This window comes from Noviluteimonas gilva, from assembly GCF_009740395.1.
GTDB lineage: Bacteria > Pseudomonadota > Gammaproteobacteria > Xanthomonadales > Xanthomonadaceae > Noviluteimonas > Noviluteimonas gilva.
The window spans coordinates 104654-127987 of sequence record NZ_WOXT01000004.1; the positions used below are offsets into that span (position 1 = coordinate 104654).

General features: G+C 67.6%; 24 protein-coding genes and 1 pseudogene. 8 read left to right on the forward strand and 17 right to left on the reverse strand.

Annotated elements, in window-relative coordinates:
* Nucleotides 1–23 precede the first annotated feature (23 nt).
* Nucleotides 24–521 (forward strand): transcription elongation factor GreB, encoded by a 498-nt coding sequence (gene greB / locus GN331_RS12725; RefSeq protein ID WP_156642629.1) that lies wholly within the window; start codon nt 24–26, stop codon nt 519–521.
* 115 nt (nt 522–636) lie between these two features.
* Here greB and rimO read toward each other — a convergent pair whose 3' ends face one another.
* On the reverse strand, nt 637–1995 hold the full coding sequence (rimO, locus tag GN331_RS12730; RefSeq protein WP_156642630.1) for a 30S ribosomal protein S12 methylthiotransferase RimO: 1359 nt from the start codon (nt 1993–1995) through the stop codon (nt 637–639).
* Between the two features lie 154 nt (nt 1996–2149).
* On the opposite strand from rimO, the gene GN331_RS12735 reads away from it, so the two are divergent.
* From GN331_RS12735 to GN331_RS12745, 3 genes are read left to right on the forward strand one after another with little or no spacing between them, the layout of a single operon-like run.
* Nucleotides 2150–2818: a dienelactone hydrolase family protein gene (locus tag GN331_RS12735; RefSeq protein WP_156642631.1), complete on the forward strand. Its 669-nt coding sequence runs from the start codon at nt 2150–2152 to the stop codon at nt 2816–2818.
* Entirely contained in the window at nt 2815–3234 is a 420-nt protein-coding gene (locus GN331_RS12740; protein WP_156642632.1) for an HIT domain-containing protein, read from the forward strand. Before GN331_RS12735 ends, GN331_RS12740 begins: the two co-directional genes overlap by 4 nt.
* 20 nt (nt 3235–3254) lie before the next feature.
* The gene (locus GN331_RS12745; protein WP_156642633.1) at nt 3255–3545 is read left to right on the forward strand and encodes a hypothetical protein; all 291 of its coding nucleotides are present in this window, start codon (nt 3255–3257) and stop codon (nt 3543–3545) included.
* Between the two features lie 46 nt (nt 3546–3591).
* Here the strand turns inward: GN331_RS12745 and GN331_RS12750 are convergent, their stop codons facing one another.
* The 3 genes from GN331_RS12750 to apbC are packed head-to-tail and all read right to left on the reverse strand — an operon-like array spanning nt 3592 to nt 5804.
* The gene (locus GN331_RS12750) at nt 3592–4080 is read right to left on the reverse strand and encodes an RDD family protein (protein ID WP_156642634.1); all 489 of its coding nucleotides are present in this window, start codon (nt 4078–4080) and stop codon (nt 3592–3594) included.
* A gap of 41 nt (nt 4081–4121) precedes the next feature.
* On the reverse strand, nt 4122–4691 hold the full coding sequence (gene dcd / locus GN331_RS12755; RefSeq protein ID WP_036166972.1) for a dCTP deaminase: 570 nt from the start codon (nt 4689–4691) through the stop codon (nt 4122–4124).
* A gap of 42 nt (nt 4692–4733) precedes the next feature.
* Nucleotides 4734–5804 carry an iron-sulfur cluster carrier protein ApbC gene (gene apbC, locus GN331_RS12760; RefSeq protein ID WP_156642635.1) on the reverse strand — a complete coding sequence of 357 codons (1071 nt, stop codon included), beginning with the start codon at nt 5802–5804 and terminating at the stop codon, nt 4734–4736.
* A gap of 141 nt (nt 5805–5945) precedes the next feature.
* On the opposite strand from apbC, the gene GN331_RS12765 reads away from it, so the two are divergent.
* The 3 genes from GN331_RS12765 (at nt 5946) to rnfB (ending at nt 8972) form a co-directional block, all read left to right on the forward strand.
* Nucleotides 5946–6389, forward strand: a complete 444-nt coding sequence (locus GN331_RS12765; protein ID WP_156642636.1) for a DUF2147 domain-containing protein — start codon at nt 5946–5948, stop codon at nt 6387–6389.
* A gap of 104 nt (nt 6390–6493) precedes the next feature.
* Nucleotides 6494–8551, forward strand: a complete 2058-nt coding sequence (gene metG, locus GN331_RS12770) for a methionine--tRNA ligase (RefSeq protein WP_156642637.1) — start codon at nt 6494–6496, stop codon at nt 8549–8551.
* A gap of 10 nt (nt 8552–8561) precedes the next feature.
* Nucleotides 8562–8972 (forward strand): Rnf electron transport complex subunit RnfB, encoded by a 411-nt coding sequence (rnfB, locus tag GN331_RS12775; protein WP_425489294.1) that lies wholly within the window; start codon nt 8562–8564, stop codon nt 8970–8972.
* Here the strand turns inward: rnfB and GN331_RS12780 are convergent.
* The 7 genes from GN331_RS12780 to GN331_RS12810 all read right to left on the reverse strand — a co-directional run bounded on the left by GN331_RS12780 (nt 8959) and on the right by GN331_RS12810 (nt 16651).
* Complete coding sequence (locus tag GN331_RS12780) at nt 8959–9321, reverse strand: VOC family protein (RefSeq protein WP_156642639.1); 363 nt, start codon at nt 9319–9321, stop codon at nt 8959–8961. The genes rnfB and GN331_RS12780 overlap by 14 nt on opposite strands.
* Nucleotides 9322–9328: 7 nt before the next feature.
* Nucleotides 9329–10273: a TraB/GumN family protein gene (locus GN331_RS12785; RefSeq protein ID WP_156642640.1), complete on the reverse strand. Its 945-nt coding sequence runs from the start codon at nt 10271–10273 to the stop codon at nt 9329–9331.
* A gap of 14 nt (nt 10274–10287) precedes the next feature.
* On the reverse strand, nt 10288–11226 hold the full coding sequence (locus GN331_RS12790) for a DUF1684 domain-containing protein (protein WP_156642641.1): 939 nt from the start codon (nt 11224–11226) through the stop codon (nt 10288–10290).
* A gap of 22 nt (nt 11227–11248) precedes the next feature.
* Nucleotides 11249–13039: a DNA mismatch repair endonuclease MutL gene (gene mutL / locus GN331_RS12795; RefSeq protein ID WP_331713486.1), complete on the reverse strand. Its 1791-nt coding sequence runs from the start codon at nt 13037–13039 to the stop codon at nt 11249–11251.
* A 43-nt stretch (nt 13040–13082) separates the two neighbouring features.
* Complete coding sequence (locus tag GN331_RS12800) at nt 13083–14597, reverse strand: N-acetylmuramoyl-L-alanine amidase (RefSeq protein WP_156642643.1); 1515 nt, start codon at nt 14595–14597, stop codon at nt 13083–13085.
* A 78-nt stretch (nt 14598–14675) separates the two neighbouring features.
* Nucleotides 14676–15161 carry a tRNA (adenosine(37)-N6)-threonylcarbamoyltransferase complex ATPase subunit type 1 TsaE gene (gene tsaE / locus GN331_RS12805; RefSeq protein ID WP_425489295.1) on the reverse strand — a complete coding sequence of 162 codons (486 nt, stop codon included), beginning with the start codon at nt 15159–15161 and terminating at the stop codon, nt 14676–14678.
* Entirely contained in the window at nt 15158–16651 is a 1494-nt protein-coding gene (locus GN331_RS12810) for an NAD(P)H-hydrate dehydratase (protein WP_156642645.1), read from the reverse strand. Before GN331_RS12810 ends, tsaE begins: the two co-directional genes overlap by 4 nt.
* 73 nt (nt 16652–16724) lie before the next feature.
* Here GN331_RS12810 and queG point away from each other — a divergent pair, with 73 nt between their 5' ends.
* Nucleotides 16725–17756 carry a tRNA epoxyqueuosine(34) reductase QueG gene (gene queG, locus GN331_RS12815; RefSeq protein ID WP_156642925.1) on the forward strand — a complete coding sequence of 344 codons (1032 nt, stop codon included), beginning with the start codon at nt 16725–16727 and terminating at the stop codon, nt 17754–17756.
* Here the strand turns inward: queG and pgi are convergent, their stop codons facing one another.
* The 6 genes and pseudogenes from pgi to pcnB form a co-directional block, all read right to left on the reverse strand.
* On the reverse strand, nt 17757–19280 hold the full coding sequence (gene pgi / locus GN331_RS12820) for a glucose-6-phosphate isomerase (protein ID WP_156642646.1): 1524 nt from the start codon (nt 19278–19280) through the stop codon (nt 17757–17759). It lies immediately after the preceding gene.
* Nucleotides 19281–19291: 11 nt separating this feature from the next.
* Nucleotides 19292–19672 carry an aspartate 1-decarboxylase gene (panD, locus tag GN331_RS12825; RefSeq protein ID WP_156642647.1) on the reverse strand — a complete coding sequence of 127 codons (381 nt, stop codon included), beginning with the start codon at nt 19670–19672 and terminating at the stop codon, nt 19292–19294.
* Between the two features lie 106 nt (nt 19673–19778).
* On the reverse strand, nt 19779–20621 hold the full coding sequence (panC, locus tag GN331_RS12830) for a pantoate--beta-alanine ligase (protein ID WP_156642648.1): 843 nt from the start codon (nt 20619–20621) through the stop codon (nt 19779–19781).
* Entirely contained in the window at nt 20618–21433 is an 816-nt protein-coding gene (gene panB, locus GN331_RS12835) for a 3-methyl-2-oxobutanoate hydroxymethyltransferase (protein ID WP_156642649.1), read from the reverse strand. The genes panC and panB overlap by 4 nt, the downstream gene beginning before the upstream one ends.
* 85 nt (nt 21434–21518) lie before the next feature.
* Nucleotides 21519–22016, reverse strand: coding sequence for a 2-amino-4-hydroxy-6-hydroxymethyldihydropteridine diphosphokinase (gene folK, locus GN331_RS12840; RefSeq protein ID WP_197427153.1), 498 nt, complete (start codon nt 22014–22016; stop codon nt 21519–21521).
* A pseudogene (gene pcnB / locus GN331_RS12845) lies at nt 22013–23314 on the reverse strand (polynucleotide adenylyltransferase PcnB); the annotation flags it as partial. The pseudogene pcnB and the gene folK, both read right to left, overlap by 4 nt.
* Between the last annotated feature and the right edge of the window lie 20 nt (nt 23315–23334).

Below are 23334 nucleotides of genomic sequence, written 5' to 3' on the forward strand. Positions count from 1 at the left end.
CACGATTGGGACGAAGGGCATCGATGGGACGTTGGCGGCCACCGGGGGAGAAAGCCACCGCGCTGATCACGCGCGAGGGGCACGCACGCCTGAAGGCCGAACTCGACGATCTGTGGCGCGTGCGCCGTCCGGAGGTGGTGAAAGCCCTCGCCGCCGCCGCGGCCGAAGGCGACCGTTCCGAGAATGCCGAGTACACCTATCGCAAGAAGCAGCTCGGCGAAATCGATCGGCGCGTGCGGTATCTGTCCAAGCGCCTGGAAGTGCTGCGCGTGGTGGACACCGCGCCGACGGATCGCGAAGCGGTGTTCTTCGGCGCGCAGGTCGAGATCGAACATGCGACGACGGGAGAAACGCAGCGCTACCGCATCGTCGGGCCCGACGAGACCGATGCGAAGCTGGGTTGGATCAGCGTGGATTCGCCGCTGGCGCGCGCGATGATGAAAAAGCGCGTGGACGATGAGTTCGAAGCGATGCTGCCGGGTGGCGCCTCGCGATACTTCATCGTCGACGTGCAGTACTGAACTCCCTCCCCTGCTTGCAGGGGAGGGCTGGGGTGGGGTTGCGTGGGATCGACGCGATCTTTATCCCCCTCAATCGCGCTGTGCGCGATTGATCCCCCTTGGAAGGGGGATGGGGTCAGGCGGCGCTGTAGCTCACTTCGCCGTACAGATCGTGCTCGTCGGCGCCGAGGATTTCGACGTCCACGAAATCGCCGGGCTTCAGGCCGGCTTCGCGACCATCCTGGATCTGCACGAGGCCGTCGATTTCCGGCGCGTCGAAACGCGAGCGCGCGATCGCAAGCTCGCCGTCGATTGCGTCGACGATGCAGCGCTGCGTCGTGCCGACCTTCGCTTCCAGGCGGCCCGCGGAGATCGCAGCCTGACGCTCCATGAAGCGCGCCAGGCGCTCCTGCTTCACGTCTTCCGGGACCGGATCGGGCAACGCATTCGCCGTCGCACCTTCGACCGGCGAATACGCGAACGCACCCACGCGGTCGAGCTGCGCTTCATCGAGGAAGTCGAGCAGCGTTTCGAATTCGGCTTCCGTCTCGCCGGGGAAACCGACGATGAAGGTCGAACGGATCGCCAGCTCCGGGCAGATTTCGCGCCACTTGTGCACGCGCTCGAGCGTCTTCTCGACGCTGCCGGGGCGCTTCATCAGCTTGAGGATGCGCGGCGCGGCGTGCTGGAACGGAATGTCGAGGTACGGCAGCAACTTGCCGTCGGCCATCAGCGGAATGATGTCGTCGACGTGCGGATACGGGTACACGTAATGCAGGCGCGTCCAGATGCCGAGTTCCGACAGGCCTTCGCACAGCGCCTTCATGCGCGTCTGGTACGCCTTGCCGCGCCAGGTGCGCTCGGCGTACTTCACGTCGACGCCATAGGCCGAGGTGTCCTGCGAGATGACGAGCAGCTCGCGCACGCCGCCCATCGCGAGCTTCTCGGCTTCGCGCAGCACGTCGTCGACCGGGCGCGAGACGAGGTCGCCACGCATCGACGGGATGATGCAGAACGTGCAGCGGTGATTGCAGCCTTCGGAAATTTTCAGATACGCGTAGTGCTTCGGCGTCAGCTTCAGGCCGTAGTCGGGCACGAGATCGAGGAAGGGATCGTGCGACGGCGGCAACGCCAGGTGCACGGCTTCCATCACCGAGGTGTAGTCCTGCGGGCCGCTGATCGACAGCACGCCCGGGTGGGCTTCGCGGATTTGCTCCGGCTTCTTGCCCAGGCAACCGGTGACGATGACCTTGCCGTTCTCCGCGATGGCCTCGCCGATGGCGTCCAGCGATTCGGTCACCGCCGAGTCGATGAAGCCGCAGGTGTTCACCACGACGATGTCGGCATCGTCGTAGGTCTGCACGATGTCGTACCCCTCGACCTTGAGCTGGGTGAGGATGCGTTCGGAGTCCACGAGCGCCTTGGGGCACCCGAGACTGACGAACCCGACCTTGCCTCCCTGGCTGGCGGACTTGGGCTTGGTGGCGATGGACATCGAGGGGTCGGACCGGGGGGATGCGGAAGGTCGCGGATTATAGGGGCGCGGGCGGCCCCTACGGCCGCTTGGCCGCCCGATCCGCGCTTGCTGTTTCGCGCGATTTACCAAGGAGTACGATTCCCTCACGCCCATCGCCAGGAGGCCCGCGGCCATGCATGGATGGATCGACATCGAGACCCCGCACGGGCCGGTGCGGGGTTGGCGCGCCGAGCCGCCGGGTCCTTCGAAGGGCGCGGTGGTGGTGATCCAGGAGATTTTCGGCGTGAACGCGCACATCCGCAGCGTCGCCGAGCGGCTGGCCGATGCCGGGTTCGTGGCGCTTGCACCGGCCCTGTTCGATCCGGTCGAACACGGCGTCGAACTGGGTTACGACGACGCCGGCGTGCAACGCGCACGCGCGCTGGTGTCCGCGCTGGGCACCGAACGCGCGATGGATGTCATCAACGCTTCCGCCGAAAAATTGCAGATGGAAGGCCTGCGCGTGGGCGCGATCGGGTTCTGCTGGGGCGGCACCCTCGCCTTCCTGTGCGCCACGCGCCTGTCGCTCCCCGCGGTCGGTTACTACGGCGCGCGCAGCGTGCCTTTCCTCGACGAGAAAGCCGGCGCACCGTTGATGTTCCACTTCGGCGCCGACGACAACAGCATTCCGCCGCACGACATCGAACTGCATCGGCAGAAACAACCGCAGGCGCAGGTCTTCGTGTACGAAGGCACCGGGCACGCGTTCAATCGCGACGTGGATCCGAAGGCGTACGGCGCCGACGCCGCGAAGCTGGCCTGGCAACGCACGCTCGACTTCCTCGAGGCGCAACTGCGATGAACCTCGACGCGTGGCATCTGCATCCGCAACTGGCCGACGACACGCACCCGGTCGCCTCCTGGCCCCTGTGCGACGTGCGATTGATGGACGATTCGAACCATCCCTGGCTGATCCTCGTGCCGCGCATCGCCGAAGCGACCGAAGTCACCGATCTCGCACCGCCGCAGCAACTGGCGCTCGTGCAGGAAATCGATCGCGCATGTCGCGCGCTGCAGGTCTTCCGCCCGCACAAACTCAACGTGGCGGCGCTCGGCAACCTCGTGTCGCAGCTGCACATCCACGTCATCGCGCGTTATCGCGAAGACATCGCCTGGCCGCGTCCGGTCTGGGGCATGGCGGCCGCGAAGCCTTATGGACCGGAGCAACTGATCGAGCGGATTCAGCTGTTGCAAGAGACAATCGGCGCTGGATCCTGACCCACGCTGGGGAATCACCGATGCGCAAGTTGTTCCTGGCCGCTGCTCTCGCGGCCCTCGCCCTGCCCGCGCAGGCCGGCCTGTTCGACAAAAAGCCCGACGACATCGCGAACGAAGCCGTCCGCAACGGCCTGCTGGCCACGACGATCTGGGTCGACGCCACCTGGGGCTTCCGCAACCAGGGCGCGGCGAATGCGCTGAGCCGCGCGCACCAGGCCTTCGCCACGCGCGGTTACAAGGTGCAAAGCGTGGAGCCGTACATCGAGAACGGCGACTTGCAGGGCTTCTTCGTGACTTACCAGAAGCCGTGATCGCAACAACGTCCTCCGCCGCCACTGCGGCGGAGGACGCGATGGATCAGTTCTTCAACACCTGCGTGCCGGCGATGAGATCGTGGCCGCAACGGCGGTCGCTGCGGAAGATCAGCAGGACGTTGATCATGCTGAGCACCAAGCCGAGCACCGGAATTGCGCCCGCCACCTGCACCGGCAGGTAACGCTTGAGGATCAGGGTGCCGAAGGTGGGCTGCGTGCCGTCGAGCAGCGCGATGCGGATGCCGAGCACCTTCTTGCCCCAGGTCTGCGCCGACTGCGCCAGCGGCCAGCCCTGCACGATCAGGAACACCAGGAAGCCGGCGAAGCCATACGCCACGACCTTGCCGATGCCGACTTCGCCGCGCGCGGCCTGTTCGAAGTAACCGGTCGCGAACATCGCCGGCACCAGGATCACGCACAGGAGGATCGTGTCGATGAGCGCCGCGAGGAAGCGCTCACCGCGCCCCGCGAGGACTTCTTCGGTGTGTTCTGCGACGCTGGCGCTGGGCGCCTGGTACGGATTGTTTTCCATCGACTTCCCCTTCCCCTTGGTTGGTGTGGAACGAACTTTTCTTACGTGCGCGGCAGCGTGACCCCCGTCTGCCCCTGGTACTTGCCGCCGCGGTCCTTGTACGAGGTCTCGCAGACTTCGTCGGACTGGAAGAACAACATCTGCGCCACCCCTTCATTCGCGTAGATGCGTGCCGGCAACGGCGTGGTGTTGCTGAATTCCAGCGTCACGTGGCCTTCCCATTCCGGTTCCAGCGGCGTGACGTTGACGATGATGCCGCAGCGCGCGTATGTGCTCTTGCCCAGGCACACGACGAGCGTGTCGCGCGGAATGCGGAAGTACTCGACGGTGCGCGCCAGCGCGAAGGAATTCGGCGGGATGATGCACACGTCCGATTCGATGTCGACGAAGCTGCCGGAGTCGAAATGCTTCGGGTCGACGATCGTCGAGTTGATGTTGGTGAAGACCTTGAACTCCCGCGAGCAGCGCACGTCGTAGCCGTAGCTGGAGGTGCCGTAGCTCACGATGCGGTGGCCGTCGGCGGCGTGCTTGACCTGCCCGGGTTCGAACGGCTCGATCATCTTCTGCTGTTCGACCATTCGGCGGATCCAGCGGTCGCTCTTGATGCTCATGCGGTCTCTTGCGGGTTCGGGATTGCGGGATTGTATGGGGTTCTAGAGCAACTGCGCGCCCAGCGACACCGGTGCGCGCGGGCGGCGCGCGAGTTCGGCGGCCAGGCGGCGCGCGACGGCGCGATAGGCCGCGGCGGCGGGCGAATCGGGGTCGGCGGCGACGATCGGCGTGCCGGCATCGCCCTGCTGGCGGATGCCGATCTCCAGCGGCAGCGAGCCGAGCAGCGGCGTGCCGTACTGCGCGGCGATGCGCTCGCCGCCGCCATGGCCGAAGACGTGTTCGACATGCCCGCAGTTGGAGCAGGTGTGCACCGCCATGTTCTCGACCAGGCCCAGCACCGGCACCTCGACTTTTTCGAACATGCGCAGCGCCTTGCGCGCATCCAGCGTCGCCACGTCCTGCGGCGTGGTCACCACCACGGCGCCGGCGACGGGGATCTTCTGCGCAAGCGTCAGCTGGATGTCGCCCGTGCCCGGCGGCAGGTCGACGAACAGGTAATCGAGCTGGCCTTCGCCGCCCCACAGCGTCTGTTCGAGCAACTGCGTCAGCGCGGAGGTCGCCATCGGGCCGCGCCAGATCATCGGCGTGTCCTGTTCGACCATCAGGCCGATCGACATCGCTTCCACGCCGTGCGCGTGCATCGGCTCGATCGCCTTGCCGTCGGGACTGTCGGGGCGACCGGACAGGCCGAGCATCATCGGGATGCTCGGGCCGTAGACGTCGGCATCGAGCACGCCGACGCGCGCGCCTTCGCGGGCCAGCGCCAGCGCGATGTTCACCGCGGTCGTCGACTTGCCCACGCCGCCCTTGCCCGAACCCACGGCGATGACGTTGCGGATGCGCGGCAGCGGCGCGAGTTGCCCCTGCGGCGCGTGCGCGTCGATGCGCGTCTGGAGTTCGAGGCTGGCGAGCTTGAGGCCTTCGGCGGCGACCGCCTCGGCGACCTGCGCGCGCAGCATTTCGTGCCAGCTGGCGGCCGGATAGCCCAGCGTAACGGCAACGGCGGCGTGACCGTCGCTGACGGCGGCGCGGATGCGCGCGCCGGTATCGGCGAGCGTAAGGCCCGCGGCGGGGTCGCGGAGGGCGGCGATCCGGGATTCGAGGGGCGTCATGGGAGGCACTGCGGGGGGAGCCGTGCATTGTAGGCTGAACCGCCGCGCGGCCCCGACTTCCGTACGCACCCGGATGCGGTATAAAGCCGCCAGTCCGCCGGATTCGTGCGGACCATTTCAACGATCCCTGGGAGGGGACCCATGCGCACCAAGTTCTTCGCTTCCGTGCTGGCGATGCCGCTGCTCGTGGCTGTGTTCGCGACGTCGGCCCAGGCGCCGGATCCGGTCATCGGCAAGTGGAAGACCTTCGACGACGAGACCGGCAAGCCGATGTCGATCACCGAGGTCTATCGCACCAAGAACGGCGGGATCGCGGCCAAGGTCGTCGAATCCCTCAACAAGCCCAACGCCACGTGCGACGAATGCTCGGGCGACAAGAAGGGCAAGCCCGTCGCGGGCATGCTCGTGTTCTGGGACGTGGTGCAGCAAGACGGCGTCTGGTCGGGCGGCAAGGGCTTCAAGCCGTCGACGGGCGACAACTTCAAGGTCAAGACGGTCAAGGCTTCGGCCGACGGCAAGCACCTGGAAGTCACCGGCTGCAAGCTCGTGTTCTGCCGCACCGGCAAGTGGGAACGCGTCAACTGACGATCGCGCGTTCGCGCGCATCGCAGTCGACACCGAAAGCCCGGCGCAAGCCGGGCTTTTTCGTGTCCGTGCCATAATCGCCGGCCCCGTTCAAAGCACGCGCCATGCCCCGCCACGTCGCCGTCTCCTGTGCCCTGCCCTATGCCAACGGCCCGTTGCACCTCGGGCACCTGGTGGGCTACGTCCAGGGCGACATCTGGGTGCGCGCACGGCGCATGGCGGGCGACGCGGTGCGCTTCGTGTGCGCCGACGACACGCATGGCACGCCGATCATGCTGGCCGCCGAGAAAGCCGGCACCACGCCCGAGCAGTTCATCGCCGCGATCCAGGCGCAGCACGAGCGCGACTTCGCCGACTTCCACGTCGCCTTCGATCATTACGACTCGACCAACTCGCCGGCCAATCGCCAGCTGACCGAAGCGATCTACGCGGCGCTCGATGCGCGCGGCCACATCTCGCGGCGCAGCGTGGCGCAGTTCTACGATCCGGCGAAGGGCATGTTCCTGCCCGATCGCTACATCAAGGGCATCTGCCCGAACTGCGGCACGCCCGACCAGTACGGCGACAACTGCGAGAACTGCGGCGCCACGTATGCGCCGACCGATCTGAAGGAACCGCGCTCGGTGCTCAGTGGCGCGACGCCGGAGTTGCGCGACTCCGAGCACTTCTTCTTCGAAGTCGGGCCCTTCAGCGATTTCCTGCGCGGCTGGCTCGCCAGCGACGTCGCGATTCCCGGCGTGAAGGCCAAGTTGCTGGAATGGCTCGACGCCGAAGGCGGCCTGCGCGCGTGGGACATCTCACGTGATGCGCCCTACTTCGGGTTCCAGATCCCCGGCCATCCGGGCAAGTATTTCTACGTGTGGCTCGATGCGCCGATCGGTTACCTCTCGGCGCTGCAGGTGTTGTGCGAGCGCGATGGCGCCAACTTCATGCAGTACCTCGCGCACGACAGCGAAGCCGAGCTGCACCATTTCATCGGCAAGGACATCGTCAACTTCCACGGCCTGTTCTGGCCGGCGGTGTTGCATGGTGCGGGCTTCCGCGCGCCGACCAAGCTGCACGTCAACGGCTATCTGACCGTCGACGGCGCGAAGATGTCGAAGTCGCGCGGCACCTTCGTCATGGCGCGCACGTATCTGGAGGCCGGCCTGGATCCCGAAGCGCTGCGTTACTACTTCGCCGCGAAGTCCGGCGGCGGCGTCGACGATCTCGACCTCAACCTGCACGACTTCGTCGCGCGCGTGAACAGCGACCTGGTGGGCAAGTTCGTGAATCTTGCGAGCCGTTGCGCCGGCTTCATCGACAAGCGCTTCGGCGGCCAGCTCGCCGATGCATTGCCGGATGCGGCGATGTACGCGCGTTTCGTCGATGCGATCCCGCAAGTCGCCGCTGCATACGAAGCGAACCAGCCCGCCGCCGTGTTGCGCCATGCGATGGCGCTCGCCGACGAAGCGAACCGCTACATCGACGAAACCAAACCGTGGGTGCTCGCCAAGCAGGAAGGCAGCGGCGCGCAACTGCAGGCCGTCTGCACGCAGGGCCTCAACCTGTTCCGCGTGCTCGCCGCGATGCTCAAGCCGGTGTTGCCGCTGTTGTCGCAGCGCGCCGAAGGGTTCCTGCGCGCGCCCGTCGCGGGCTGGCAGGACCTCGCGCAGCCGCTGCTCGCGCATCGCATCGACCCTTACGTTCCGTTGTTCACCCGCATCGACCCGAAGCACATCGACCACATGACCGAAGCCAGCAAGGACACCATGGCGTCCGTCGCCGCGCCGCCCGTCGCCGCCGCGAAGCCCGAAGCCCTGAAGCCCGTGACGGCTGCAGCGGCCGAGACCGCGCACATCGGCATCGATGATTTCGCGAAGCTCGACCTGCGCGTGGCGACGGTCCTGGCGTGCGAATTCGTCGAAGGCTCCGACAAGCTGCTGCGCTTCGAACTCGACGCGGGCGAACTGGGCAAGCGCCAGATTTTCTCGGGCATCCGTGCGTCGTACGGCGATCCGGCGGCGCTGGTCGGTCGCAACGTCGTGTTCATCGCCAACCTCGCGCCGCGCAAGATGCGCTTCGGCGTGAGCGAAGGAATGATCCTCTCCGCCGGTGCCGATGGCGGCGGGCTGCACTTGCTCGACGCGCAGGGCGCGCCGGCGGGTGCGCCGGTCAAGTAAGGCCGTGGACATCGCGATCGACCTCGTCGAGCGTCTCGATCGCGTGTTGCCGCAAACGCAATGCGGCCAGTGTGGTTTCGCGGGTTGCCGCCCGTATGCGGAGGCGATGGCGCGCGGTGAAGCCGGCGTCGAACGCTGTCCGCCCGGCGGTGATGCGGGCGCACGCGCGCTCGCGAAGATCCTCGATGTCACGCCGGTTCCCTACGATCGATCGCGCGGCACACACAAGCCGCCGATCGTCGCGCTGGTCATCGAAGCCGATTGCATCGGCTGCACCAAGTGCATCCAGGCCTGCCCCGTCGACGCGATCGTCGGCGGCAGCAAACACATGCACACCGTCATCGAACCGCTGTGCACCGGTTGCGAGCTTTGCGTGCCCGCATGCCCGGTGGATTGCATCGAAATGGTCAGTGCCGCCTGACGGGTTCGCCGAAGGTCAGCCAGAACCCGTTGTTGTCGCGCAGGATGAACTCGCGCATGCCGTAGAAGGTGTCGTGCGGGCTTTCGAACACGACCACGCTCCGGGGCAGCGCGTTGAAGAGCGCATCGACGTCTTCGACCTGCAGATACAGATCGGCGTCGCGGCGCGGCGCATCGCTCGCGTGGCCGCCGCAGTTGAACATCACGCGGCCCTCGCCGTAGCCGAGCAGCGCCCAGATCAGCTCGCCCTCTTCTTCCGCGCTCTCGATCAGCGTGAAGCCCACCGAGACATACCACGCGATGGTCGCGCGGATGTCGGGAACCTGCAGCATCGGCGTCAGCGTCGCCATGCGAGACTTACCGCTTCGCGCACGCCGAGCAGACGCGCTCGACCGTATAGCCCTGCGCCTTCATGCGTTCGACCACGCCGTCCTTGCCGAGCAGGTGCAGCGCGCCGACCACGACCAGCGTGTCGTCGGTGCCCGGTGTGTCGAGGCGCTTGCGCAGCAGCGGCACCCACGCAGCGTTGCGATCGCTGTTGATCGTCTTGTAGAGCGCCGGATACTCGTCGCGGAATTCGACGCCGAGCTTCTTCCACAACTGGTCGACATCACCGCTCCGCCATTGCGCATGCAGGCGCTCCAGCGCGGCCTTGCCGCCGTCGGTTTCGTCGAACGATTCGGCCATCAGCTGCAATTGCACCTGCCTGTCCATGTTTTCGAACATCGCCAGCTGCTTCATGCCGCCTTCCAGCCCGCTCGTCCGCTTGCCGTCGGCCGTCGCCTGCTTGCCCAGATGCGCGTCGAGGCCGAGTTCGGAATCGAACCCCGCGGCGCGCGCCTCGGCGATCGTCACCAGCAGGCTGGCGTACCAGGCATCGACCATCTGGAACATCGCCGGCTGCACGCCCATCTGCCGAAGCGTGGCTTCGTTGTCCTGCAGCCACTGCGCCAGGCGCGCGCGCTGCGCGGGCGGAAGTTCATCGTTGAGCGTAGTGCCGTCCGTGCGAATCGCCGCCTGCCCCATCGCCATACCCAGGTCCTTCGACAACATCTCCTCCGGCGCGAGTTCGAACACCACTTCCTCGGCATCGGCATACGCCGCGTCGACATCCTTCGACAGCGGATAGTCGTCCTTCGTCAGCATGTGGAAGGAGCCCAGCAGGTAGACGGTGTTGTCCTTGTCGGACACTTTCCACAGCAGCGGCACCGGCGCGCCCGTGGATTTCGGCGCCGAGGCGTCGGAGGCGAACAGCGGGATCGCGATGGCGAGTGTCGCGGCGGCGAGCAGGAGGCGGCGCATGTCGGATCCTTCGATCAGTGTTTGGTGTAGACGCGTTCGCCGGCTTCGACTGCAAGATCGAGGCGATTGGCGACCGGCGGCAACGGACAGGTGGCGTAAGCCGTGAACGCGCACGGCGGATTCTCCGCGCGATTGAAATCGATCGTCATCTGCTGGTTCGCGGTCGGGCGCGCGAGGTCGAGATAGCGGCCCGCGGGATAACTGCCGTGCCCGCTCGTGCGATCGGCGTAGACGAGGAACAGCGTCGGTTCGCCTTCGTCGAGCAATTCGAGGCGATGGGTCTTGCCGCCGTGCGTGAATTCCACCGCGCCGGGGTTGGCCACTTGTTCGACCATGTTGACGATGTTGACGATCGGCAGCGTCGTGCCCGCCGGATGCGGGATGAAGCGCCCGGTGACCTTCCACTCGGGACCGCCCGGCCAGAACTGCAAGCCGGCGAACTGCAACCGCGCAGGCGCATCGCTGTGCTTCACGCGAAGCGCAACGCGGTCGCCGCGCTTGATGACCGTGGCCAGGCCCTTGCCCTCGTCGAAACCGATCTTGCTCGGGCCGCCTTCGTCCGCGTCGGTCTTCAGCACCGTCGCACCCGTGAGCGGTTCGCCGTCGAGCGTCAGCGCGGTGCTCTTGTCCGGCACGAAGCGCACACGGCCATCGGCACCGAGTTCCAGCATGCCCAGGTGCGCCGGGCCCATCGCCATGCGGATGCCATTGCTGCCCGCGGCGCCGGCGTAATGCGAACCGGGGTCGATCCAGTGCAGGCCGATCACCGACGTCCACCCTTGCGGCGCGGTGAGTTCGGCGACGCGTGCATCACGCCACGGCTTCTCCGATGCGGCGAATGCGCGTGCGCGCGCTTCGGCCGCCGCGCGTGCGGCCGCTTCTTCGTCGGTCTTGTCGCAGGCGCCCAACACGAGCGTGCAGGCGATCAACGTCAGCGCCAGTCCCTTCCCCATTCCCCTGACCTTCCCCATGTGCTCAACGCCCTCGAAGGAACCATTTGTCGATGTCGCCCAATGCGAAGCGCGTCCACGTGGGACGGCCGTGGTTGCATTGGCCGGAACGTTCGGTCGCTTCCATTTCGCGCAGCAGCGCGTTCATTTCGGCGATGGTAAGACGACGATTGGCGCGCACGGCGCCGTGGCAGGCCATCGTCGACAGCAATTCGTCGCGCGCGGCGGACACGCGCCGCGATTCGCCGTGTTCGCGCAGATCGGCAAGCACGTCGCGCAACAAGGCTTCGACATCGCCATCGGCGAGCAAGGCCGGCACGCTGCGCAACAGCAGCGAACCCGGCCCGCTGCGCGTGAGTTCGAACCCCAGCGCGGCGAGCGTGGCGGCCTCGCGTTCGGCGACATCGGCTTCGCGCTCGGACACCGCGACGTTCATCGGCACCAGCAAGGGCTGCGTGCGCAGGCCTTCGCCGTCGTGCGCGCCCTTGAGCTTTTCGTAGCCGATGCGTTCGTGCGCGGCATGCATGTCGACGACGACCAGACCGTCGGCGTTCTCCGCGAGGATGTAGATGCCGTGGAGTTGCGCGATCGCGAAGCCGAGCGGCGGCGCGGTGTCGTCGCGCGCCTCGGGCATCGACATGGGGCGCGGCGCTTCGGCGAGGGCGACGTCGTCGTTCGCATACAACGCCGCGTACGCGACCCGCGCATCGGCGACACGCAACGACAGGCCCGACTGATCCGAACCATTCCACGACGGACCGACCCACGTGCGCGCGCCAGGTTCGGCAACGACGGGCGCCGCGCTTTCCGCCGAGAGGCCCGCGCGCGTTTCGGCCAGCGCCGCATGCAGCGTGCGATAGACGAAGTCGTGCACCAGGCGCGATTCGCGGAAGCGCACTTCGTGCTTGGCCGGATGCACGTTGACGTCGACGGTGCGCGGGTCGAGTTCGAGGAACAACACGTAAGCCGGTTGTCGCCCGTGGAAGAGCACGTCGGCGTAGGCCTGCTTCACCGCATGCGCGACGTTGCGGTCGCGCACGCTGCGGCCGTTGACGTAGAGATACTGCTGGTCGGCGCTCGCGCGGTTGTAGACCGGTTGCGCGATCCAGCCGTGCAGGCGCAAGCCGGCGCCGGAATGTTCGACGCGCAGCGCGTGCTTCGCGAATTCCTCGCCGAGCGTTTCGAACAGGCGATCGGTGGACGCGAGGATGCCGTCGCCGCGATAGCGACGCGCAGGGCGGCCGTTGTGCGAGACGCGCAGTTCGACATCCGGGCGTGCGAGCGCGAGCGAACGCAGCCATTCTTCGATGTGACTCAGCTCCGTGCGTTCGGCGCGCAGGAACTTGCGGCGCGCGGGCACGTTGTAGAACAGGTCGCGCACTTCGACCGTCGTGCCCTGCGGATGTGGTTTCGGGGCGACTTCGCCCAGGCGGCCGCCGTCGACGTGCAAGGCGGCGCCATGCTCGGCGTCGGTGCGTCGCGAGGCGAGCATGAAGCGGCTGACCGACGCGATCGACGGCAACGCTTCGCCGCGGAAACCGAGCGTGGCGACGGCTTCGAGGTCGTCGAGCGAGGCGATCTTGCTGGTCGCGTGGCGCGACACCGCGAGCGGAAGTTCGTCGGGCGCGATGCCGCCGCCGTCGTCGCGCACGCGGATCAGGCGGATGCCGCCTTCTTCCAGGTCGATCTCCACGCGGCGCGCGCCGGCGTCGAGCGCGTTCTCCACCAATTCCTTGACGACGGACGCCGGTCGTTCGACGACCTCGCCCGCGGCGATCTGGTTGATCAGGGTGTCGGGAAGTTGGCGGATGGGCACTGCGCGGCGCTGCACGAAAGAGCAGCGCCGATCATACCTGCCGTCAGCGGCTGCCGGCGGCGCTCGCCGTCGGATTCTCTGCGGCTTCCGCGCGCGCCGCATACAGCGTTCCCGGCGGCGGCTGGCGGGTGAAATAGCGGTTGACGCCATCGAGGATCGCGCGCGCCAGGTCTTGCTGGTGGCGCGGATCGTTGAGGCGGCGTTCCTCTTCGGGGTTGGTGATGAACGCGGTCTCCACCAACATCGAGGGCACGTCGGGCGAGCGCAGCACGACGAAGTTCGCGCGCTCCACGCTCGACTTGTGGGTCTTGCCCAGTTTCTTCAGGCCGCTCAGCACGTGGCCGGCGATGTCCTCGGAGGCCTTCATCGTGGCGCTCTGCGAGAGGTCGAGCAGCACCGAGGCCAGCGTGTTGTCCTTGTCCTGCAGGCGCACGCCGCCGACCAGGTCGGCCGCGTTTTCCTGGTTCGCCAACCAGCGCGCGGCCTGCGACGAGGCGCCGCGCTGCGACAGCACGAACACCGACGAACCGTTCGCATCGGGGTTGTTGAACGCGTCGGCATGGATCGACACGAACATGTCCGCCTTCGCCGCGCGCGCCTTCTGGTAGCGCTGCGCAAGCGGGATGAACACGTCGGTGTCGCGGGTGAGGTAGGCCTTCAGGCCGGGCGTGGCGTTGATCTGGCGCGCGAGTTCGCGCGCGATGGCGAGCGTCACGTCCTTCTCGCGCGTGCCGCGGCCGCCGCGTGCGCCGGGATCCTGGCCGCCGTGGCCGGCATCGATCGCGATGACCAGCTCGCGCATGCCGGCCTTGCGCAGTTGTTGCATCGACTTGGTCGCGCCGGGCGGCGGCGTGGTCGAAGCGATCGGCGTGGGCACGCCGGTGGCGATGGTGGTCGGAACGCCGGTCGCGATGGTGGTGGGCGGCGAATAGGTCGACGCGCTCGTCGAGGCAGCCGACGGGACCGTGGAAACAGGCTTGCTCGCCGCGCCCTGCGCATTCGGCAGCGTGGCGACGAGGCGCGAGGTCGCTTTGGCCGAACGCGCGGCGGTTTCCTGCGGCGTGGGTTCGGGTTTGTTGGCGAACGCACCGATGGGATCGGCGACGGCGGGGCTGACAACGGCTGTGCCGCCGAGGTCACCGCTCGCACCCGGCTTGCCGTCGCCCGGCCATTCGAGCACCAGGCGCGTCACGCCGTCGGTGGTTTCCATGCGGGGCTTGAGGCCCACGACCGGCGATGCGAGGTCGAACACCACGCGAACCGTGCCCGGCACGGGCTGGCCCGTGCGGACCGACTTCACCACGCCGGCGCCTTCGGGCAGCGCGAAGCGGCCGAGCTTGGCGGCGGGCAGGTCCACCACGAGGCGGTCGGGGCCGGCCAGGGTCAGGGTCGAGTAATCGGCGGGGCCGTCGAGCAGGAGTTCGGCGCGGGTGCCGGTGGCGCCCTCGCGAAGGGTCAGTCCCTTGATCTCACCGGCGCGCGCGATGTTCCAGCACAGCGCGAAGATCAGCGCTGCGCCGAGTGCCCATTGCTGCACGGTGGCCCCCTTGATACGCATGACCGGGAGTTAAGCACCGGCCGGAGGGTTTTGCAACCACTTTTTCCTTATCTATCCGGCACCTGCCACCGGTTCCTCTCAGCGAGGGGGAACAAACGCATGCAAGTGGGGGTGACCGGCCAAACGCGCCAACCATTCGTCGCCGACCGGCGACCCCGCGACGGCATCGAGCGACCGTCCGTCCCCTTCCAGGGCGAGCAGGACGTCGATATCGGGCTGCGGAAGCGCCCGCCCGCCGCGCTCGGGCCATTCGACCAGCCAGAGCGTGCCCTCGCTCGCGTCGAGGCCGAGGAATTCCAGTTCACCCGGATCGCCGATGCGATACAGGTCCAGGTGCAACGCATCGCCACCGTCATCGAGTGGATAGCGTTCGACGAGCGTGTAGGTCGGACTGCGAATCGCGCCGCGCACGCCGAGTGCGCGCAACAACGCACGCGCGAACGTCGACTTGCCCGCACCCAGATCGCCACGCAAATGCACGATCGCGCGCGGCGGACGCGTGCTTGCGAAAACCGCCGCGATGCGATCGGTGTCGTCGGGCGTGGGCAGGAACGCGCGCATCAGCGAATCGCATCAGGATTCGCGAGGCGACGCAACCGCGGCAGCAGATCCGACGGCAACAAACCGCGTTCGCCACCGTCGCGCGCCGCTTCGTCGCCCGCGCTTGCATGCAGCAATGCGCCGACGCACGCAGCGTCGTATGCCGACATGCCCTGCGCACGCAATGCAGCGATCACACCGGTAAGCAGATCGCCCATGCCACCGGCGGCCATGCCGGGATTGCCTGCGCCGATGACGGCGGCACGACGACCACGTTCGACGACGATCGTGCCTGCGCCTTTCAACACGACGACGGCATCGTATTTTTCCGCGATCGCGTTCGCCGCGCCGTGGCGATCGTTCTGGATGTAAGCCGACGACACACCGAGCAAGCGCGCGGCTTCGCCCGGATGCGGCGTGAGAATGGCGCCCGAGGGCAACGCAACGTTGTCGCGCGTGGCGAGCAGGTTCAACGCATCGGCATCGAGCACGAGCGGTTTGTCCGCTCCGAGCGCGGCGCCGAACAACACGCGCCCCCACATGCCCTGCCCCAACCCGGGTCCGGCGGCGACGACATCCGCGCGTTCCAATTGCACCGCGAGGTCTTCGCTGCGTTCGACCGCGCGCACCATCGCTTCGGGCCGGCGCGCGAGCAGCGCACCGACGTATTCCTCGCGCGTTGCGACGTCGACGAGCCCAGCGCCTGCACGCAACGCAGCTTCCGCGCACAACATGATCGCGCCGCCGCTGCCGTGGTCGCCGCCCAGGCACAACACGCGCCCGGAATCGCCCTTGTGCGCATCGCGACTGCGCGGGCGCAACACACCCTTCAATGCATCGGGTAGCAGCAAGGCCGAATGCGGATCGATGCCGTCGAACATCTGCGAAGGCATCGACAACTCGGCGAGTTCGAGCCTGCCGCGCATCGTGATCGCGGGCCCCGTGTGCAAGCCGGGCTTGGGCACGATGAATTCCAGCGTGCGCGTGGCGAGCACCGCCGCGCCGGGCATACCGCCGGTGTCGGCGTCGATGCCGCTCGGCACGTCGATCGACAGGCGCGGCGCCGGCTGCGCGTTGATCGCGTCGATCAGCGCCTTCGCGTTGCCTTCCGGCGCGCGCGTCAGGCCGATGCCGAACAAGGCATCGATGATGAGATCCGCGGGCGGGAGCGTATCGACGAAGGCCTCGATGGGGCCCTGGCGCTGGCGGAATTCATCGCGCGCTCGTTGGGCCGACGGCGTGGTCGGCGAATGCTCGGGCAAGCGCACGACGCGCACGGAGCGCCCCGCCTCGAGCGCCAGGCGCGCCAGCACGTAGCCGTCGCCGCCGTTGTTACCCGGCCCGCAGACCACGACGATGCGCTGCGCCTGCGGCCAATGCCGCAGCGCGCAATGCCAGGCCGCGCGGCCGGCGCGCCGCATCAACTCGAAGGCGTCGCCGCCCAATTCGGCGGTGGCGCGCGCGTCGAGCGTGCGGGCGGCTTTCGTGTCGTACAACGCAAGGGTGGCGACCATCGCCGGATTCTATACTTGGCAGGTGGCCTCCCTTTCGTCTACGCCGTCGCATCCTGCACCCGAGGGCAATGTCCTGGCGGCGCAGATCCGTGCGCTCGCCCGCGAGCTCGGCTTCCAGCGCGTGGGCATCGCAGGCGTGGACCTGTCCGCAGACGAGGGCTACCTGCGGGACTGGCTCACGCAGGGCCTCTACGGGTCGATGGACTGGATGGCGCGCCACGGCGACAAGCGTTCGCGCCCCGCCGAGTTGATCCCGGGCACGGTGCGGGTGATCTCGGTCGGGCTGGATTACGCGCAGGACGACGCGGAAGCGTGGCGCACCCTCGCGCACGGCGAGCGCGCCTACGTCGCGCGTTACGCGTTGGGTCGCGACTATCACAAGCTGATGCGCAATCGCTTGCAGACGCTGGCCGATCGGATCGCCGCGCTCGTGGGGCCCTTCGGGCATCGGGTGTTCGTCGATTCGGCGCCGGTGCTCGAACGCGCGCTCGCACGCAACGCGGGCCTGGGCTGGATCGGCAAGAACACCTGCCTGATCGATTCCGATGCAGGCTCGTGGTTCTTCCTCGGCGAGGTGTTCGTCGACATCCCGCTGCCCGTCGACGCACCGGCGAGCGCGCATTGCGGCACGTGCCGGCGTTGCATCGACATCTGCCCGACGCAGGCGATCATCGCGCCCAACCAGCTCGATGCGCGGCGCTGCATTTCGTATCTCACGATCGAGCATGAAGGCAGCATCGATCCCGAATTGCGGCCCCTGATGGGCAATCGCATCTTCGGGTGCGACGACTGTCAGCTGATCTGTCCCTGGAACAAGTTCGCGCGCCGCACCGACGAACCGGATTTTCGTGCCCGCAACGATTTGGACACGGCGACGTTGCCCGCGTTGTTCGCGTGGACGGAAGACGAGTTCCTCAAGCGCACGGAAGGCTCCGCCATCCGCCGCAGCGGATATGGGCGGTGGTTGCGCAATATCGCGGTGGCGCTGGGGAATGCGCCGACAACGCCTGACGTAATGGCTGCGTTGGAATCGCGCAAGGAGATCGATGACGCCGTCGTGCGCGAGCACGTCGAGTGGGCGCTGGCGCAGCACGCCGCGCGCTGATCAACGCTCCCGCAGGATCTCGTCGAGCAAGGCTTGCGTCACGGGATCGGCGATCTCCGCTTTCTGTCCACGCATCGCGGGCAGCAACGCACTGGCCACCTGCTTGCCCAATTCGACACCGAACTGGTCGAACGCGTTGATGCTCCACGCGACCGATTGCAGGTACACGCTGTGTTCGTACAGCGCGACCAGCGCACCGAGCGAACGCGGCGTCAGCGCATCGAGCAACAGCATCGTGCTGGGTCGATTGCCTGCGTAACGACGATGCGGATCGTCGTTGCCCTGGCCGTTCGCGAAGGCTTCGGTCTGCGCGAGCAGGTTGGCGAACAACGCACGGTGGCTTTCGCGATGCGGATGATCGGCCTGCACGGTGCCGACGAAATCGCCCGGGATGATGTCGGTGCCCTGGTGCAGCGCCTGGAAGAAGCTGTGCTGCACGTCGGTGCCTGCCCCGCCCCACCACACCGGCACGGTGCGTTCGGCGACGGGTGAACCATCCAGGCGCACGGACTTGCCGAGGCTTTCCATCACCACTTGTTGCAGATGTGCCGGCAAGAGCTTGAGGCGATCGTCGTACGGGAACACGCCCTGCGACGCGAAACCGAGCGCGTTGCGATTCCACACCGCCGTCAGTGCATGCCAGTAGCCGAGGTTTTCGCGCGGCGCGGTGTGCAACACGTGCGCGTCCATCTCCGCTGCGCCCGCAAGCAAGGCTTCGAACGCCGGCATGCCCAGCGCCAGGCCGATCGGCAACCCCACCGCCGACCACAGCGAATATCGGCCGCCGACCCAATCCCACATCGGCAGGATGCGTGCTTCGGGAATGCCCCACTCCGCCGCGCGCGCCACGTTGGCGGTGACGGCGAGCAGGCGCGTGTCGTCGCCGAGCCATTCGCGCACGATGCCGCCGTTGAGCAGCGTTTCCTGCGTGCCGAAGGTTTTCGACACGACGATCGCCGCGGTGCGCTTCGGATCCAGACCAGCGAGAACGCGCTGTGCGGCCGCGCCGTCGACGTTGGAAATGAAATGGACGCGGAAGCGGCCGGGTTTCGGCGGCTTCAACGCATCGACGATCAGCCGCGGCCCGAGATCCGATCCGCCGATGCCGATGCTCACCACATCGGTGACCGGCGTGTCCTGCAGCGTGTCGACCACGCGGCGCATGCGCGCGAGCGCGGTCTGCGCTTCGGCGTGCGCGGCGACGGCGATGGGCGCATCGCTCAACGCGCTGCGCAAGGCCGTATGCAGCGCGGCGCGGTCTTCGGTCGGATTGACGCGCTTGCCGTCGAACAGGTCGCGCAGGCATTCGGGGAATTGCGCCGTATCGGCGAGCGCGAACAACGCGTCGATCGCCGCGTCGTCGTAACGCTGGCGCGCGAAGTTGGCGTAGATCGGACCGACGCGGAACGCGAGATCCGTGGCGCGACCCGGCGCCTGTACCAGCGCGCGGATCGGCGTGTCGCCCAGGCGCGCGGCGTGCGCGCGCAGGGCTTCGAAGTGCTGCTTGAAGGGGCTGGCGTCCATGCGCCCCAGTATCACGCAGCCTGCTTCGGCATCGAGTGATTGGTGTGCGTCAGCGCGTTGAGCCGGTCGACGTACACGCAGGTCGGCTTGTACTTCGCCGCTTCGGCCTCGTCCATCGCGGCGTAGGCGCAGATGATCACCAGGTCGCCGGGCGATGCGCAGTGCGCGGCCGCGCCGTTGACCGAGATCACGCCCGAGCCTTCTTCGCCGCGGATCGCGTAGGTCACGAACCGCATGCCGTTGTTGACGTTGTAGATGTGGATCTGTTCGTACTCGCGGATGCCGCTGATGTCGAGCAGGCGGCCGTCGATCGCGCACGAGCCTTCGTAATGCAGCTCGGCGTGCGTGACCGTGGCGCGGTGGATCTTGGCTTTGAGCAGGTTGAGCTGCATGGAACGGCGCTCCGCGAGTGGCCGGGCGTGGGGCCCGGGAAAGGTGCGCAGTCTAGATAGGGGTTTTCCGCGCCGCAACAAAGGGGGCCGTCGGCCCACCCGGCGTTCAGAATTCGAGGTTGTCGATCAGGCGCGTGCGACCCAGGCGGGCGGCGACCAGCGCCACGCGCGGGCCGGGAATGTCTTGTGGTTCAAGCAGTTCCGGCGTGCGCACGACGGCGTAGTCGACCTCGAAGCCGGCCGCCGCCAGCGCCGCCCGCGCCTGGTCCTCGATTTGGGAACGCGGCGTTCCGCCCAGCGTCGCCTCCCGCATGCGCTGGAGGGTGCGGTGGATGGTCGCCGCCACCGGCCGTTCTTCCGCCGACAGGTATTGGTTGCGCGAACTCATCGCGAGGCCGTCGGGCTCGCGCAGCGTGTCGGCGGCGAGCAGCTCGACCGGGAACGCGAGGTCCTTCACCAGATACCGGATCGCCGCCAACTGCTGGTAATCCTTGCGACCGAACACGGCGACATCGGGCTGCACTTGCAGGAACAGACGCGCGACCACCGTGGCAACGCCATCGAAGTGCCCGGGGCGATGCGCGCCTTCCAACACATCGGTTACGCCGGGCACGCGGATGCGCACAGCGTTGTCCGCGCCGAACGGATACATCGTCGCCACTTCGGGCATCCACAACAGGTGGCAACCGGCGGCGGACAAACCCGCGGCATCGGCGTCGGGCGTGCGCGGATAGCGGGAGAAGTCTTCGTTCGCGCCGAACTGCGTCGGATTCACGAACACGCTCGCGACCACGCGATCGACATGTTTGCGCGCGAGTTCGACGAGCGAGTAGTGGCCCGCGTGCAGGTTGCCCAGCGTCGGTACGAAACCCACGCGCAAGCCCGCGCGTTTCCACGCACCGACGTGCGCCCGCAGCTCGTCGAGCGCGGTGGCGATCGCGAGCGTCATTCGTAGGCGTGCGCGGCGTCGGGGAAGGCGCCGCTGCGCACGTCGTCGCCGAAAGCCTTGATGGCGCCCGCGATCGAACCGCCTTGCGCGAGGAAGTCCTTCACGAACTTCGGGCGACGATGCCCGGTGTTCACACCGAGCAGATCGTGCAGCACGAGCACCTGGCCATCGCACGCGGCGCCGGCGCCGATGCCGATGGTAGGAATCGGGCTCGCGACCGTGATCGCGGCGGCGAGCGAGGACGGCACGCACTCGAGCACGAGCAGCGTTGCGCCCGCTTTCGCGACGGCCAAAGCGTCTTCGCAGATCTGCTTGGCGGCCTTGTCTTCGCGGCCTTGCACCTTGTAGCCGCCCAGGCGCAGCACCGATTGCGGCGTCAGGCCAAGGTGCGCGCAAACCGGAATCTCGCGATCGACGAGGAAGCGGATGACATCGAGCTTGTGCGCCGCGCCTTCGAGCTTGACCATCGCCGCGCCGGCCTGCAGGAACTTCAGCGAGGCATCGAGTGCGCGCTCGGGCGTGGCATCCGCGCCGAACGGCAGGTCGGCGATCAACAGCGCACGCTGCAATCCGCGCGAAACGCAGGACACGTGATACGCGATGTCGTCGACGGAGACCGGCAGCGTGCTGCCGTGTCCCTGCACCACCATGCCGAGCGAATCGCCGACGAGGATCAGGTCGACGCCGTTGTCGTCCATGACGCGCGCGAACCCCGCGTCGTAGGCGGTGAGCATGACGAGCTTGCGGCCTTCGCGTTTCGCGTCGGCCAGCATGGGCACGGTCCAGGGCTTTGCGTCGGTGCTCGTATACATGACGGATAGCGTAGCGCGTCAGCCCAGGGCGCGGATGTTACGAGGCGTGGATGTTACGAGGCACGGATGTCAGAGGGCACGGACGTCACAGGGCATGGATCTCGCCGGTGACCATCGCCGCGACGATGTCGGAGGCTCGGCCGTGGCCCGGGATCACGATGTCGGGCGCGATTTCGACCATGGGCACCAGCGCGAAGGCGCGCTCGTGGAGATGCGGGTGCGGCACGCGCAGGCCGGGTTCGTCGATGGCGGCATCGCCGTAAAGCAACAGGTCCAGGTCCAGCGTGCGCGCGCCCCAGCGGTCGCTGCCGTCGCCGGCGCGGTCGCGTCCCCAGTCGCGTTCGATCTGCAGCATCTGGTCGAGCAGCGTGCGTGCGTCGAGGGTGGTTTCCAGCAGCGCGGCCGCGTTCACGAACGCCGGCTGGTCGGTCTTGCCCCAGGCCGGCGTGCGATACAGGCGCGAGGCGCTGATCACGCGCGTGTCCGGCAATGCGTCGAGCGCCTGCAGGGCGCCCTGCACCGCCGCGACCGCATCGCCGAGGTTGGCGCCGAGGCCGACGCAGGCCTGCACGCGGGCACTCACTCGGTGGCGCCGCCGCCGTTGGTGGGACGCCGGCGACGGCGACGACGACGCGGCGCCTCGCCTTCGGCCGCTTCGATGGCTTGCGCTTCGAGCTGCGCGGCGACCATCTCGCCCGGCTGCGTCTGCACGTCTTTCCAGAACGCGATGTCTTCGGCGTGCTCCGGCGAGGCGAACTGGCGCAGCTGCAGGAAGTCGAACGCAGCGCGGAAGCGCGGATGCGACAACAGGCGGAACACGCGCTTGCGCTGGCGCTGCGAGAACCGCGACTGCAACAGCCAGATCTCCTGCATCGGCAGCGAGAAGCGGCGCGGCAACGCGACGGTATTGAGTTGGTGCAGGGTGACGCGATCGGCCGCGCGACGCTGCGCTTCGGCCGCATGCACGCCCTGCGCCTGCAACTGCATCAGGTCGCGGCAATACGCCGGCCACAGCAGCACGGCGAAGAGGAAGGCCGGCGAAACCGGTTCATCGTTCGCCACGCGCAGGTCGGTGCTGCGCAGGCCTTCGATCAACATGCGACGCAATGCGCCGCTGCGATTGGAGGCGAGCGCCTTCGCCGTTTCGGGCAGCAACACCGGCAGCAGGCCGTGTTTTTCGAGGCGTTCGAAACTCGCGACCGCATGGCCGGAGAGGAACATCTTCAGCGACTCTTCGAACAGGCGCGCCGGCGCGGATTCGCGCAGCAGCGGCGCCAGCGCGGGAATCGGGTCCGCGGTCCCTGCTTCGATGGTGAAGTCGAGCTTCGCCGCCAGGCGAATCGCGCGCAGCATGCGCACGGGGTCTTCGCGATAACGGGTTTCCGGATCGCCGATCAGGCGCAGCACGCGCGCTTCGACATCCTCGTAACCGCCGACGAAATCGCGCACCGAGAAATCTTCGATCGCGTAATACAGCGCGTTGGCGGTGAAGTCGCGGCGGATCGCGTCTTCCTCGATCGTGCCGTAGACGTTGTCGCGCAGCAGGCGGCCGCCTTCGTGCGTCTCGCGGTCGCCGCTGCCGTCGTCGGCGTTGGAGCGGAAGGTCGCGACTTCGATGATTTCGCGGCCGTAGACCACGTGCGCGAGCCGGAAGCGCCGACCGATCAGGCGGCAATTGCGGAACAGCGCCTTGACCTGTTCGGGCGTGGCGTCGGTCGCGACGTCGAAATCCTTCGGATGTCCGCCCACGAGCAGGTCGCGCACGGCGCCGCCCACGAGGAACGCGCCGAAGCCGCCTTCACGCAGGCGATAAAGCACGCGCAAGGCGTTCGGACTGATGTCCTTGCGCGAGATCGGGTGCGCATCGCGCGGAATGCTGCGCGCATGCACGGCGATGGCGG